The following is a 13,961-nucleotide window of genomic DNA, read 5'->3' as shown; positions in this document are numbered from 1 at the left end:
GGGGGCAAGCTGAACTGGCCTAATGATTTTGGACACTTCAATCGGGCGCTATGATAGCGCCCAAATCTGAGGTGTTTGGATATGCGTAAATCTTATTCGAGTGAGTTCAAGCTCAAGGCTGCCAGCATGGTGCTGGATGAAGGTCAGCCGGTTACCGAGGTCTGTGCCAGCCTGGATATTGGTCCTACTGCTCTGCGCCGTTGGGTCGATCAAGTGCAAAAAGAACGCTTGGGCTCGACTCCGGTGGGAGCCAAGGCAATTACCGCTGATCAACGAGAGATCCAGAGACTCAAAGCCCTGCTCAGGGAGAAAGACCTGGACATTGAAATCTTAAAAAAGGCCAGTGCTCTCCTGCTTTTGGACGCCAAAGATCATTCACGCTGATCGATGAGCTGGACGAGCAGTACGGCGTTAAAAGGTGTTGCCGGGCGTTCGGGGTTAACCGCAGCAGCTTCTATGCCTGGCGCCAGCGCCAGGGCAGAGCAAATCCTGAGCGGGAAAAGCTCAAAGCCGCGCTGGTCAGGCACCACAAGGCGTCGAGAGAGTCGGCGGGCGCACGTACCTTGTCCAAGGAGCTGCAAGCCAAAGGACATCGTGTCGGACGTTACATGGCTCGCAATTTGATGCGCGAGGCTGGCATCGCTAGTCGTCAGCGCAGGCGCCATAAGTACAAGTCGCCGGGCGTGGAGGCCTTGGTGGCGCCGCATGTGCTCAAGCGGAAATTTGATGTGACGGCGGTTAATCAGGTGTGGTGTGGCGACGTAACGTACATCAAGGTCGGCAAGCGTTGGATGTACTTCGCCGCCGTTCTGGATCTGTACGCTCGCAGGATCGTAGGCTGGTCGTTCTCGATGATTTCGGATGCCAACCTGACCTGCGAGGCACTACGCATGGCAGTTGAGCTACGCGGCCATCCCGAGGATGTGTTGTTTCACTCTGACCAAGGTTGCCAGTACACCAGCCATAAATTCCGAAACGCGCTTGTGAAGCATGGGTTTAGGCAAAGTATGAGCCGTAAAGGCGAGTGCTGGGACAACGCCCCGATGGAGCGTTTCTTTGGTAGTTTGAAATCCGAGTGGGTTCCTGAAACGGGCTACAAACTGGAGCATGAGGCCCGGGCAGATGTGCAGCGCTATGTCTCGCGCTACAACATCAGCAGGCCTCACAGCTACAACGACTACCGGTCGCCGGTCGCGAAGGAAAGGTTGGCGGCATGAACCTTAATCGGTGTCCAAGATTACTTGACCAGTTCAAGCCCCCTCCCACAATTTGATTTGCTGCGCCCGTACCTCCTCGACTTCCAGACAACTCTGGCATAACACTTGCTCTTGCCTCTCCGTAGATCTATGAATCCCCGAATAGTGACGGATTATTGGCATGGCGAAGAGCGACGACGCAGCAAAAGCACCCGCAGGCAAAGGCAAGCTCAAGCTTATCCTGTTGATAGTCCTGGGCCTGCTCCTGGCTATCGGCGCCTCGGTGGGTGGCACCTGGTACATCATGCACAGCAGTGCCAGCAAGCCGGCACCCGCCGCCGAAACCGCCACTAACGTCAAGCAACCGGCAATCTTCGAACCGATGCTTCCGGCCTTTGTCGCCAACTTCAATCAGAACGGTCGTCAACGCTACCTGCAGGTGAGCATCACCTTGCTGGCGCGTAACGCTTCGGACCTGGACGCCCTCAAGGTGCACATGCCCGTGATCCGCAACAACCTCGTCATGCTGTTCTCCAGCCAGAGCTTCGACACACTCGCCACCCCGGTGGGCCAGGAAATGCTGCGCCAGAAAGTCACGGCCAGCGTGCAGGAAGTGGCCCAGAAGGAGCTCGGCAAAGTCGTGGTCGAGCAGGCGCTCTTCACTAACTTCGTATTGCAGTAGGATCACGACATGGCCGTGCAAGACCTGCTGTCCCAGGATGAAATCGACGCGCTGCTGCATGGCGTCGACGATGGTCTGGTACAGACCGAAATGGCTGCCGAGCCCGGCAGCGTCAAAAGTTATGACCTCACCAGCCAGGATCGCATCGTCCGTGGACGCATGCCGACCCTGGAGATGATCAACGAACGTTTTGCCCGCTATACCCGCATCAGCATGTTCAACATGCTGCGTCGTTCGGCGGACGTGGCGGTGGGCGGCGTGCAGGTGATGAAGTTCGGCGAGTACGTGCACTCGCTGTACGTGCCCACCAGCCTCAACCTGGTCAAGATCAAGCCACTGCGCGGCACCGCGCTGTTCATCCTCGACGCCAAGCTGGTGTTCAAGCTGGTGGACAACTTCTTCGGCGGCGACGGCCGCCATGCCAAGATCGAAGGCCGTGAGTTCACCCCCACCGAGTTGCGGGTGGTGCGCATGGTGCTGGAGCAGGCCTTCATCGATTTGAAGGAAGCCTGGCAGGCGATCATGGAAGTCAACTTCGAGTACATCAACTCCGAAGTGAACCCGGCCATGGCCAACATCGTCGGCCCCAGCGAAGCCATTGTGGTGTCGACCTTCCACATCGAACTCGATGGTGGTGGCGGCGACCTGCACGTGACCATGCCGTACTCGATGATCGAACCGGTGCGCGAAATGCTCGACGCCGGTTTCCAGTCCGACCTGGACGACCAGGACGAACGTTGGGTCAAGGCCTTGCGCGAGGACCTGCTGGACGTCGACGTACCGTTGAGCGCCACCGTGGCCCGTCGGCAACTGCGCCTGCGCGATATTTTGCACATGCAGCCGGGGGATATCATCCCCGTCGAACTGCCGGAAGAAATGATCATGCGCGCCAACGGCGTGCCGTCATTCAAGGTCAAGCTCGGTTCCCACAAGGGCAACCTGGCGCTGCAGGTGGTCGAGCCGATCACCCGTCGTTGATGCACCCCTATTTATGAATGTTTGCTCCGCCGAGGACATGTAATGGCTACCGAACACGAAAACACTTCCGCCGAAGACCAGGCCCTGGCTGACGAATGGGCGGCTGCCCTGGAAGAAACCGGCGATGTTGGCCAGGACGATATCGACGCGCTGCTGGCCGCTGACGCCGCCACCGCTCCGGCCGGCAACCGCCTGCCCATGGAAGAATTCGGCAGCGTGCCGAAAAACAACGAGCCGGTGTCCCTCGATGGCCCGAACCTGGATGTGATCCTCGACATTCCGGTGTCGATTTCCATGGAAGTCGGCAGCACCGAAATCAACATCCGCAACTTGCTGCAACTCAACCAGGGTTCGGTGATCGAGCTTGACCGCCTGGCCGGCGAGCCGCTGGACGTGCTGGTTAACGGCACCCTGATCGCCCACGGCGAAGTGGTGGTGGTCAACGAAAAGTTCGGCATCCGCCTGACCGACGTGATCAGCCCGAGCGAACGCATCAAGAAGTTGCGCTGATATGAAGTATTCGATGGCGGGACTGTTTCTGGCGCTGCCATTGAGCGCCCTCGCGGCTGAGCCGGCCGCGCAAGCGACGGCGGCGGCCGCACCGGTGGTGAGCAGCGGTATCGGCGGACAATTGACCCAGCTGGTGCTGGGCCTGTTGCTGGTGGTCGGGCTGATTTTCGTGCTGGCCTGGCTGATGCGCCGCGTGCAGCGCGTAGGGCCGGGCAACGGCCAGGTGATCGAGATGATCGGTTCGCGCGCCCTCGGCCCGCGTGATCGGCTGGTGCTGGTGCAGGTGGGCGAGGAACAGATCCTGCTGGGTATCACCCCCGGCCGCATCACCCCGTTGCACGTGCTCAAGACCCCGGTGAGCGTGGATCAGGGCCAGTCCGCCACGCCAGAATTCGCCCAGCGCCTGATGGAGTTGCTGGGCAAGGATCAGAAGGATAAGAAGTAATGCGCGTTTTATTGACGCTCATGCTGTTGCTGGCCGCGCCATTGGCGTTCGGCGCCGATCCGTTGTCGATCCCGGCCATTACGCTGGGGACCAACGCGGCGGGCGCGCAGGAGTATTCGGTCAGCCTGCAGATCCTGCTGATCATGACCGCGCTGAGCTTTATCCCGGCGTTTGTCATGCTGATGACCAGCTTCACGCGGATCATCATCGTGTTCTCGATCCTGCGCCAGGCACTGGGCCTGCAGCAGACGCCGTCGAACCAGATCCTCACCGGCATGGCCCTGTTCCTGACGCTGTTCATCATGGCGCCGGTGTTCGACAAGGTAAACCAGCAAGCCTTGCAACCCTACCTGGCGGAGAAAATGACCGCCCAGGATGCGATCGACAAGGCCCAGGGTCCGATCAAGGATTTCATGCTGTCGCAGACCCGCTCCAGCGACCTTGAGTTGTTCATGCGCCTGTCCAAGCGCACCGACATCGCCACCCCGGACCAGGCGCCGCTGACCATCCTGGTGCCGGCGTTCGTCACGTCGGAGTTGAAGACCGCGTTCCAGATCGGCTTCATGATCTTTATCCCGTTCCTGATCATCGACCTGGTGGTGGCGAGCGTACTGATGGCCATGGGTATGATGATGCTGTCCCCACTGATCATCTCGCTGCCGTTCAAGATCATGCTGTTTGTGCTGGTGGACGGCTGGGCGCTGATTATCGGCACCCTGGCCGGCAGTTTCGGCGGGGTATAGCGCAATGACGCCAGAAGTCGCCGTCGACCTGTTCCGTGAAGCATTGTGGCTGACCACCGTGATGGTCGCCGTGCTGGTGGTGCCGAGCCTGTTGGTCGGCCTGCTGGTGGCGATGTTCCAGGCGGCGACCCAGATCAACGAACAGACCTTGAGCTTCCTGCCGCGCCTGCTGGTGATGCTGGTCACCCTGATCGTGGCCGGCCCGTGGCTGGTGCAGACCTTCATGGAATATATCCTGCAGTTGTACGGCAGTATTCCGCAGTTGATCGGCTGACCCGATGCAGTCCTTGCTGGCGTTGACCGACACCCAGATCAGCACCTGGGTGGCGTCTTTCATCCTGCCGCTGTTCCGGGTCACGGCCATGCTCATGGCCATGCCGGTGTTCGGCACCACACTGGTCCCACGGCGCGTGCGCCTGTACTTTGCGGTGGCGATTACCGTGGTGATCGTGCCCGGGCTGCCGCCGATGCCGCCGGTCAATGCCATCGACCTCAGTGCGTTGCTGCTGATTGCCGAGCAGATCCTGATCGGCGCGCTGATGGGCTTTTCCCTGACGCTGTTCTTCCAGGCCTTTGTGATCGCCGGGCAAATCATCTCGATCCAGATGGGCATGGGCTTCGCCTCTATGGTCGACCCTACCAACGGTGTGTCGGCGGCGGTGATCGGGCAATTCCTGACCATGCTGGTGACCTTGCTGTTCCTGGCCATGAACGGCCACCTGGTGGCCTTTGAGGTGATGACCGAAAGCTTTATCACCTTGCCGGTGGGGTCTGGGCTGGTGGTCAATCACTTCTGGGAGGTGGTCGGGCGGCTCGGCTGGGTATTGGGGGCTTCGCTGTTGCTGGTGTTGCCGGCAATCACCGCGTTGCTGGTGGTCAACATCGCCTTTGGGGTGATGACCCGTGCGGCGCCGCAATTGAACATCTTCTCGATTGGTTTCCCGTTGACCCTGGTATTGGGCATGGGGATTTTCTGGATCGGCCTGGCCGACATTCTCAATCAGTATCAACCGCTGGCGACCGACGCCTTGCAGTTCTTACGTGATCTGGCACGGGCGCGCTGAGCCATGGCTGAGAGCGAGAGTGGTCAGGACAAAACAGAAGACCCCACGGAGAAACGTAAAAAGGACTCCCGGGAAAAGGGTGAGATTGCCCGCTCAAAAGAGCTCAATACCGTCGCCACCATGATGGCCGGTGCCGGCGCGTTGCTCATCTACGGCGGCGGCCTGGCGCTGGACTTGATGGAGTTGATGAAACACAACTTCGCCTTGCCTCGCGAGGTGCTGCTCAACCCCGACGCCATGGGCCGGTACCTGTTGCATTCGGGCAAGATCGCGATCCTGGCGGTGCAGCCGATTCTGATCACCTTGCTGCTCGCCGCACTGATCGGCCCGGTCGCCTTGGGCGGCTGGCTGTTCGCTGCCGGCAGCATGGCGCCCAAGTTCAGCCGCATGAACCCTGGCGCCGGGCTCAAGCGCATGTTCTCCACCAAGGCCCTGGTGGAGCTACTCAAGGCACTGGCCAAGTTCATCCTGATCCTGTTCGTGGCGCTGATGGTGCTGTCGTCCGACATTGATGACCTGCTGCTCATTGCCCATGAACCGCTGGAATCGGCGATCATCCACAGCGTGCAGGTGGTGGGCTGGAGTGCGCTGTGGATGGCGGCCGGGCTGATCATCATCGCGGCGGTGGATGCGCCGATCCAGTTGTGGGAAAGCCACAAGAAACTGTTGATGACCAAACAGGAAGTGCGCGACGAGCACAAGGACCAGGAAGGGCGCCCCGAGGTCAAGCAACGCATCCGCCAACTGCAGCGCGAGATGTCCCAGCGCAAGATGATGGCCTCGGTGCCCGACGCCGATGTGGTCATCACCAACCCGACCCACTATGCCGTCGCCCTCAAATACGACCCGGAGAAGGGCGGCGCGCCGATGCTGCTGGCCAAGGGCAGCGACTTTACCGCCTTGAAGATCCGCGAGATTGCGGTGGCCAACGACATCCTGTTGCTGGAGTCGCCGGAGCTGGCGCGGTCGATTTTCTACTCCACCGACCTCGACCAGGAGATTCCCGCCGGGTTGTACCTGGCGGTGGCTCAGGTGCTGGCGTATGTCTATCAGATTCGCCAATACCGCGCCGGCAAAGGCAAGCGCCCGGATCCGCTCAAGGATTTGCCGATTCCGCCGGATTTGCGCCGCGATTCCTGACGTACTCCCGCTCTGCCTACCACTCATCGATAACTGTCGTCTACCTGTCAGACTTCACAGTAGCCAAAGCGCGCTGCTCGCGGTTCTATTGCCCTATGCACTGCGCGCAGGCTGTAAACGAGATGCAGGGAGAGTGGTTTTGAATCGGGTTATCAGAGGCATCGTCAAATCCTATAACCGGAAAACTGGAAAGGGTTTGATTGTCGTGGATGGCGAGGCCGTTCCGGTGGATCTCATTGGTTCGCGGGACGTCCGGCTTGCGGTGGGGGTGCAGGTGGTCTTTCAGAAGATCCATCGACCTGACGGCGTTTTTGCGTCCGATGTCAGGGTCATCCAGCAAGTCCTTGAGTGAGATGTCAGGAGAACGGCAATGGCAACAGGTACGGTGAAGTGGTTTAACGCGGAGAAGGGGTTTGGGTTTATCAAGCCGGACGACAATAGCTCGGATGTTTTTGTCCATTTTTCGGCTATCCAGACAGAGGGTTTCAAAAGCCTGACAGAGAATCAAAAAGTCGAATACGGCATCACTCAAGGTCCAAAAGGTCCGCAGGCCGATAACGTCAAGCCCTTGTAGTTTCGTCCTCACTGATCGTTTCAAGGAGTTGCCCGAGAGCGATCTGCCCTCTAAAGCAAAAGTTGGAAGGCTTCTTGCAATACCGCCTCCAGGACGCCCAGCCGCGTCAAAACTTTGCTTCAAAGGACACGAGGAATACTGGTGGATCGCTCTCAAATGCTCGGCACGGCGCGCAGCACCCTGACTGACCTCTCGCGGGGTAATCTGGGTGTGCCGTTGTTGTTGCTGGTGATGCTGGCAATGATGATGTTGCCGATGCCGCCGTTCCTGCTCGACGTGTTCTTTACCTTCAACATTGCCCTGTCCGTCGTGGTGCTGCTGGTCTGCGTGTATGCCTTGCGGCCGCTGGATTTCGCGGTGTTCCCGACCATCCTGCTGGTGGCGACCTTGCTGCGCCTGGCGCTCAACGTGGCGTCCACCCGCGTGGTGATGCTCCACGGCCAGGACGGCCATGCCGCCGCCGGCAAGGTGATCCAGGCCTTCGGCGAGGTGGTGATCGGCGGTAACTATGTGGTGGGTATCGTGGTGTTCGCGATCCTGATGATCATCAACTTCGTGGTGGTGACCAAGGGCGCCGGGCGGATTTCCGAGGTGAGCGCGCGGTTTACCCTCGACGCCATGCCCGGCAAACAAATGGCGATCGACGCCGACCTCAACGCCGGCCTGATCGACCAGAACCAGGCCAAGACACGCCGCCTGGAAGTGGCACAGGAAGCCGAGTTCTACGGCTCCATGGACGGTGCCAGCAAATTCGTGCGCGGTGACGCCATCGCCGGCCTGCTGATTCTGTTCATCAACCTCATCGGCGGCATGGCCGTCGGTATCTTCCAACACGGCATGACCTTCGGCGATGCGGGCAAGGTCTACGCCTTGCTGACCATCGGTGACGGTTTAGTGGCGCAATTGCCATCACTGTTGTTATCCACAGCAGCGGCGATCATGGTGACCCGTGCTTCGGGCTCCGAAGACATGGGCAAGCAGATCAGCCGGCAGATGTTCGCCTCGCCCAAGGCCCTGGCCGTGGCGGCGGGCATCATGGCGATCATGGGCATCGTGCCGGGCATGCCCCACGTATCGTTCCTGACCATGGCGGCCCTGGCCGGCGGTGCGGCCTACCTGTTCTGGAAAAAGCAGAATGCGGTCAAGGTCCAGGCCCAGCAGGAGATTGCGCGTCAGCAGGAACTGCTGCCATCCCCGGCCCGCGCCCAGGAAACCAAGGAGCTGGGCTGGGATGACGTGACCCCGATCGACATGATCGGCCTGGAAGTCGGCTACCGCCTCATTCCGCTGGTGGACCGTAACCAGGGTGGTCAATTGCTCGCGCGGATCAAGGGCGTGCGCAAGAAGCTGTCCCAGGACCTGGGCTTCCTGATGCCCACCGTGCATATCCGCGACAACCTTGACCTGGCGCCCAGCGCCTACCGCCTGACCCTGATGGGCGTGATCCTGGCGGAAGCCGAGATCTACCCGGACCGCGAGCTGGCAATCAACCCGGGGCAGGTGTTCGGCAGCCTCAACGGCATTACCGCCAAAGATCCGGCTTTTGGCCTGGACGCGGTATGGATCGAAATCAGTCAGCGCAGCCAGGCGCAGTCCCTGGGTTACACCGTGGTGGACGCCAGCACCGTGGTCGCCACCCACCTCAACCAGATCCTGTACAAGCACTCCCACGAGCTGATCGGCCACGAAGAAGTCCAGCAATTGATGGGTTTGCTCGGCAAAGCCTCGCCAAAACTCGCCGAAGAGCTGGTGCCGGGCATTCTGTCGCTGTCCCAGTTGCTCAAGGTATTGCAGGCGTTGCTGGCCGAACAGGTGCCGGTGCGCGACATTCGCAGCATTGCCGAGGCTATCGCCAACAATGCCGCCAAGAGTCAAGATACTGCCGCGCTGGTGGCTGCGGTGCGCGTCGGATTGTCGCGTGCAATCGTGCAAAGCATTGTAGGGCTTGACTCCGAGCTGCCTGTGATCACCTTGGAACCCAGGTTGGAACAAATATTGCTCAATAGTATTCAGAAGGCAGGACAAGGCCAGGAAGAGGGCGTTCTGCTGGAGCCAAGCATGGCCGAGAAGCTGCAGCGTTCGTTGATCGACGCCGCGCAACGCCAGGAAATGCAAGGCCAACCGGTGATCCTGCTGGTGGCAGGCCCGGTCCGGGCGATGTTGTCGCGGTTTGGGCGCCTGGCAGTACCGAATTTGCACGTTTTGGCTTATCAGGAAATTCCTGACAACAAGCAAGTGACTATCGTCGCGACAGTAGGGCCCAACGGCTGAGGGTAGTGGGTTATGCAAGTGAAGCGTTTTTTCGCCGCCGATATGCGTCAGGCCATGAAACTGGTTCGTGATGAGCTGGGCGCCGACGCCGCGATTATCGGCAACCGTCGTATTGCCGGCGGTGTCGAGCTGACGGCTGCCCTGGATTACACCCCTTCGGCCCTGGCGCCGCGCGTGCCGAACATGGAGCTCGAAGACGAGCTGCGCAAGACCGCTTCGCGCATCGTCTCGGCCCAGGCTGAACTGAGCATGCGTGGCGACAGCGATGCCACCACCAATCGTCAGTTGTTCGCTGGCCTGCCGCTGACCGCCGCCGAGCCATTGGTTGAGCCGACCTTCAAAGAGCCGCCGCGTCCTGCTGCGCCAGCCCCGGCAGCGGCGGTTGACCAGCGCGTGTTCGATTCGATGCGCTTTGAACTCAACGGTTTGCGTGAACTGCTCGAAGTGCAGTTGGGCTCGCTGGCCTGGAACCAGTTGCAAGGCAGCAAACCGCAACAGGCCAACCTGTGGCGCCGCCTGCAACGCATCGGCCTGTCCGGCCCATTGTCCCGCGACCTGCTGGCCCTGACCACCGAGATCGAAGAGCCTCGCCAGGCCTGGCGCATGTTGCTGGCCCATCTGGCGCGGATGATTGCCACCCCGGAAATCGAACCTCTGGAAGAGGGCGGTGTGATCGCCATGGTCGGCCCTGCCGGCATGGGCAAGACCACCACCCTGGCCAAGCTGGCCGCCCGTTACGTGCTCAAGTACGGCGCTCAGAATATCGCGCTGGTGAGCATGGACAGCTACCGTATTGGTGCCCAGGAGCAGCTCAAGACCCTGGGCCGCATTCTCAATGTGCCGGTGACCCATGTCGACCCGGGCCAGTCCCTGGCCAACGCCCTCGACCCGCTGCTGCGCAAGCGCGTGGTGCTGATTGATACCGCCGGCCTGCAAGCCAGCGACCCGGCCTTGCGCATGCAGTTGGAAAGCCTGGCCGGGCGTGGCATCAAGTCGAAAAATTACCTGGTGCTTGCAACCACCAGCCAGAAACAGGTTCTTACCGCTGCGTATCATAGTTACAAGCGCTGCGGCCTGGCCGGTTGCATCCTCACCAAGCTCGACGAAACCGCGAGCCTGGGCGAGGTGCTGAGCCTGGCCATCAGTCATGAATTGCCGGTCGCCTACCTGACCGACGGGCCGCGGATTCCGGATGATCTGCATCTGCCGCGCCGTCATCAGTTGGTCAGCCGTGCAGTCAGCGTGCAAATGCAAGACGAGCCTAGCGAGGAAGCGATGGCCGATATGTTCGCCGACCTCTACCACAACCCGGCGAAGCGGGTAGGTTGAGGACGGTATGAACACCGTGAAAAGTATCTACATCGATGGTCTGCAAGCGATTCACGCGGCCAAGCCATGTAGCCTGCGTCTAAGCAAGACAAGGTAAAGAAATAAAATGGGCAGCATGCATCCCGTACAGGTGATCGCGGTGACCGGCGGCAAAGGTGGCGTCGGAAAAACTAACGTGTCAGTGAATTTGTCCCTGGCCCTGGCAGAGCTTGGCCGTCGCGTCATGCTGCTGGATGCTGACCTGGGGTTGGCGAACGTCGACGTTCTGCTGGGGCTGACGCCCAAGCACACCCTTGCCGATGTGATCGAGGGCCGTTGTGAGCTGCGCGATGTGCTGCTGCAAGGGCCCGGTGGCATCCGCATCGTCCCGGCCGCCTCCGGCACCCAGAGCATGGTGCACCTGAGCCCGGCGCAGCATGCCGGCCTGATCCAGGCCTTCAGTGACATCGGCGACAACCTCGACGTGCTGGTGATCGACACCGCCGCCGGGATCGGCGAATCCGTGGTCAGCTTCGTGCGCGCCGCGCAGGAAGTGTTGCTGGTGGTCTGCGATGAACCCACCTCGATCACCGACGCCTACGCCCTGATCAAACTGCTTAACCGTGATTACGGCATGAACCGCTTCCGCGTCCTGGCCAACATGGCCCAGAGTCCGCAGGAAGGGCGCAACCTGTTCGCCAAGTTGACCAAGGTCACGGATCGTTTCCTCGATGTCGCCTTACAATACGTCGGCGCAGTTCCCTACGACGAGTGTGTGCGCAAGGCTGTGCAAAAGCAGCGTGCAGTCTACGAAGCATTCCCTCGTTCCAAGTGTGCATTGGCGTTCAAGGCTATTGCCCAGAAGGTCGATACCTGGCCGTTGCCCGCCAACCCCCGGGGGCATCTGGAGTTTTTCGTCGAGCGATTGGTGCATCAGACGAGCGCAGGACCCGTGCTATGACAGCGACCGGCTACAACGCTTACAAGAAGTCTGCCCGTGACAGCCAGGGCGAGTTGATCGAGCGCTACGCGCCCCTGGTCAAGCGCATTGCCTATCACCTGCTGGCACGCCTGCCCGCCAGCGTGCAGGTCGAAGACCTGATCCAGGCGGGTATGATCGGCCTGCTCGAAGTGTCGACCAAATACGACGCGAGCAAGGGGGCGAGTTTCGAGACGTATGCGGGCATCCGCATCCGTGGCGCGATGCTCGATGAAGTGCGCAAAGGTGACTGGGCGCCGCGTTCGGTACACCGCAACACACGCATGGTCAGTGACGCAATTCGCGCAATTGAAGCAAAAACCGGTCGCGACGCTAAAGATCACGAAGTTGCGGCCGAACTCCAATTGAGTCTCGACGATTACTACGGGATTTTGAACGATACCTTGGGCAGCCGCCTGTTCAGTTTCGACGACCTGTTGCAGGACGGCGAACATGAAGGGCTGCACGAGGACGGCGCGAGTGCTCATATGGAGCCATCGCGTGACCTGGAAGATGAGCGTTTCCAGGGAGCGTTGGCGGACGCGATTGCCAATTTGCCGGAGCGTGAGCGGCTGGTGTTGGCGCTGTACTACGACGAAGAGCTGAACCTCAAGGAAATCGGTGAGGTCCTGGGTGTCAGCGAATCGCGGGTCAGCCAGTTGCACAGCCAGTGCGCAGCCCGCTTGCGGGGGCGTTTGGGAGAGTGGCGAGCGCGCTGAACAGGCAGTGTGGGGACACTGCAGACGATACCGCGAGGGCAACCGGCCTTCGCGGGTTCGACCCGTGGTGCCCCCGGCAGTCCTTTTTGTGTAATGCCTGTTGATTGAAATGGCGCGTCCAGGTGCTGGGCGCGTTTAAGACTGCTTGGAGGTCGAATTGGACAAGAACATGAAAATCCTCATCGTTGATGACTTCTCAACGATGCGGCGGATCATAAAAAACCTGTTGCGTGACCTTGGGTTCACAAACACGGTCGAGGCGGATGACGGCATTACGGCCATTCCGATCCTCAACAGCGGGAGCATCGACTTTCTGGTAACGGACTGGAACATGCCGGGCATGACCGGTATCGACTTGCTGCGCCACGTGCGCGCTGACGAAAAGCTGCGCAGCCTGCCTGTGCTGATGGTCACCGCCGAAGCCAAGCGTGAGCAGATCATCGAAGCCGCCCAGGCCGGGGTCAACGGTTACGTGGTCAAGCCATTCACGGCATTGGCCTTGAAAGAGAAGATCGAAAAAATCTTCGAACGCATCCACGGCTAATGCCATCGCGGGGGAGCTATGGAGCATAAAGAAACGTCACAGGGAGACTTCGAGTCGACCCTGAAAAAGCATGCTCACCAGTTGGTCGACAGCCTTGAAAGAGGCCAGTTCGGCGACGCGGTGCAGTTAATCCATGAGCTCAACCAGACCCGTGACCGCGGCCTGTACCAGGAAGTGGGCAAGCTCACACGCGAGCTGCACAGTGCGATCGTCAATTTCCAGATTGACCCGCACATGCCCCAGGCCGAAGAAATCTCGCAAATCACCGATGCCACCGAACGCCTGTCCTATGTGGTCAGGCTGACTGAGGCGGCGGCCAACCGCACCATGGACCTGGTGGAAAACGCCACGCCCCTGGTCAACGGCATGGCCACTGAAGCCCAGGCCCTGAGCCACGACTGGGGCCGCTTTATGCGCCGGGAAGTGGGGGCCGAGGAGTTTCGCGAGTTGGCGCGTCGGGTCGACGGTTTCCTGTCACGCAGCGAGCAGGAAAACCGTACGGTTTCCAGCAACCTCAACGACATTCTGCTGGCCCAGGATTACCAGGACCTCACCGGTCAGGTGATCAAGCGTGTGACCCAGTTGGTCACCGAAGTGGAAAGCAACTTGCTCAAATTGGTGCTTATGGCAGGCCAGGTTGACCGTTTCGCCGGCATCGAACATGACCGCGAAGCGATCCTCTCGGAAAAAGATCCACAAAAACATCTCGCCAAGGGTGAAGGTCCGCAGATTCATGCCGATAAACGTGAAGACGTTGTATCGGGTCAAGATGATGTCGATGACCTGTTATCCAGTTTAGGCTTCTAAG

At 60.1% G+C, this 13,961-nt stretch carries 17 protein-coding genes; all 17 read left to right on the top strand.

The window, feature by feature from the left end; all coding sequences use genetic code 11:
• Nucleotides 1-81 precede the first annotated feature (81 nt).
• The 17 genes from BFN10_RS11670 (at nt 82) to BFN10_RS11590 (ending at nt 13,960) form a co-directional block, all read left to right on the top strand.
• Nucleotides 82-1,217, top strand: a protein-coding gene (locus BFN10_RS11670) for an IS3 family transposase (protein ID WP_428842196.1) whose coding sequence is annotated in 2 segments (ribosomal slippage) — nt 82-328 and nt 328-1,217 — 1,137 coding nt in all. Because the reading frame shifts where the segments join, the coding sequence is not laid out codon by codon here.
• A 160-nt stretch (nt 1,218-1,377) separates the two neighbouring features.
• Nucleotides 1,378-1,878: a flagellar basal body-associated protein FliL gene (gene fliL, locus BFN10_RS11665; protein ID WP_071489823.1), complete on the top strand. Its 501-nt coding sequence runs from the start codon at nt 1,378-1,380 to the stop codon at nt 1,876-1,878.
• 9 nt (nt 1,879-1,887) lie between these two features.
• Complete coding sequence (gene fliM / locus BFN10_RS11660; RefSeq protein WP_071489822.1) at nt 1,888-2,856, top strand: flagellar motor switch protein FliM; 969 nt, start codon at nt 1,888-1,890, stop codon at nt 2,854-2,856.
• A gap of 42 nt (nt 2,857-2,898) precedes the next feature.
• A complete protein-coding gene (gene fliN / locus BFN10_RS11655) occupies nt 2,899-3,366 on the top strand; it encodes a flagellar motor switch protein FliN (RefSeq protein ID WP_058427232.1) in 468 nt (155 codons plus the stop codon).
• A 1-nt stretch (nt 3,367) separates the two neighbouring features.
• Nucleotides 3,368-3,811, top strand: a complete 444-nt coding sequence (fliO, locus tag BFN10_RS11650; RefSeq protein ID WP_071489821.1) for a flagellar biosynthetic protein FliO — start codon at nt 3,368-3,370, stop codon at nt 3,809-3,811.
• Nucleotides 3,811-4,554: a flagellar type III secretion system pore protein FliP gene (fliP, locus tag BFN10_RS11645; protein WP_016976565.1), complete on the top strand. Its 744-nt coding sequence runs from the start codon at nt 3,811-3,813 to the stop codon at nt 4,552-4,554. Before fliO ends, fliP begins: the two co-directional genes overlap by 1 nt.
• Nucleotides 4,555-4,558: 4 nt before the next feature.
• On the top strand, nt 4,559-4,828 hold the full coding sequence (gene fliQ / locus BFN10_RS11640; RefSeq protein ID WP_010208761.1) for a flagellar biosynthesis protein FliQ: 270 nt from the start codon (nt 4,559-4,561) through the stop codon (nt 4,826-4,828).
• Between the two features lie 4 nt (nt 4,829-4,832).
• Nucleotides 4,833-5,618, top strand: a complete 786-nt coding sequence (gene fliR / locus BFN10_RS11635) for a flagellar biosynthetic protein FliR (protein ID WP_071489820.1) — start codon at nt 4,833-4,835, stop codon at nt 5,616-5,618.
• 3 nt (nt 5,619-5,621) lie between these two features.
• Complete coding sequence (gene flhB / locus BFN10_RS11630) at nt 5,622-6,758, top strand: flagellar biosynthesis protein FlhB (RefSeq protein WP_071489819.1); 1,137 nt, start codon at nt 5,622-5,624, stop codon at nt 6,756-6,758.
• Nucleotides 6,759-6,891: 133 nt separating this feature from the next.
• On the top strand, nt 6,892-7,110 hold the full coding sequence (locus tag BFN10_RS11625; protein WP_231999521.1) for a cold-shock protein: 219 nt from the start codon (nt 6,892-6,894) through the stop codon (nt 7,108-7,110).
• Between the two features lie 18 nt (nt 7,111-7,128).
• Nucleotides 7,129-7,332 (top strand): cold-shock protein, encoded by a 204-nt coding sequence (locus BFN10_RS11620; RefSeq protein WP_071489817.1) that lies wholly within the window; start codon nt 7,129-7,131, stop codon nt 7,330-7,332.
• A gap of 156 nt (nt 7,333-7,488) precedes the next feature.
• Complete coding sequence (gene flhA / locus BFN10_RS11615; protein WP_219731804.1) at nt 7,489-9,603, top strand: flagellar biosynthesis protein FlhA; 2,115 nt, start codon at nt 7,489-7,491, stop codon at nt 9,601-9,603.
• Nucleotides 9,604-9,615: 12 nt separating this feature from the next.
• Complete coding sequence (gene flhF, locus BFN10_RS11610) at nt 9,616-10,932, top strand: flagellar biosynthesis GTPase FlhF (protein ID WP_071489815.1); 1,317 nt, start codon at nt 9,616-9,618, stop codon at nt 10,930-10,932.
• Between the two features lie 106 nt (nt 10,933-11,038).
• On the top strand, nt 11,039-11,872 hold the full coding sequence (fleN, locus tag BFN10_RS11605) for a flagellar synthesis regulator FleN (protein ID WP_003192912.1): 834 nt from the start codon (nt 11,039-11,041) through the stop codon (nt 11,870-11,872).
• Nucleotides 11,869-12,609: an RNA polymerase sigma factor FliA gene (fliA, locus tag BFN10_RS11600; RefSeq protein WP_016976604.1), complete on the top strand. Its 741-nt coding sequence runs from the start codon at nt 11,869-11,871 to the stop codon at nt 12,607-12,609. The genes fleN and fliA overlap by 4 nt, the downstream gene beginning before the upstream one ends.
• Before the next feature lie 169 nt (nt 12,610-12,778).
• On the top strand, nt 12,779-13,153 hold the full coding sequence (locus tag BFN10_RS11595; RefSeq protein WP_015885173.1) for a chemotaxis response regulator CheY: 375 nt from the start codon (nt 12,779-12,781) through the stop codon (nt 13,151-13,153).
• Nucleotides 13,154-13,171: 18 nt separating this feature from the next.
• A complete protein-coding gene (locus BFN10_RS11590) occupies nt 13,172-13,960 on the top strand; it encodes a protein phosphatase CheZ (protein ID WP_058427225.1) in 789 nt (262 codons plus the stop codon).
• The last annotated feature ends 1 nt before the right edge of the window (nt 13,961 follow it).

The organism is Pseudomonas extremorientalis, assembly GCF_001870465.1.
Classification (GTDB): domain Bacteria; phylum Pseudomonadota; class Gammaproteobacteria; order Pseudomonadales; family Pseudomonadaceae; genus Aquipseudomonas; species Aquipseudomonas extremorientalis.
This window is presented reverse-complemented; position numbering and strand designations above follow the sequence as displayed.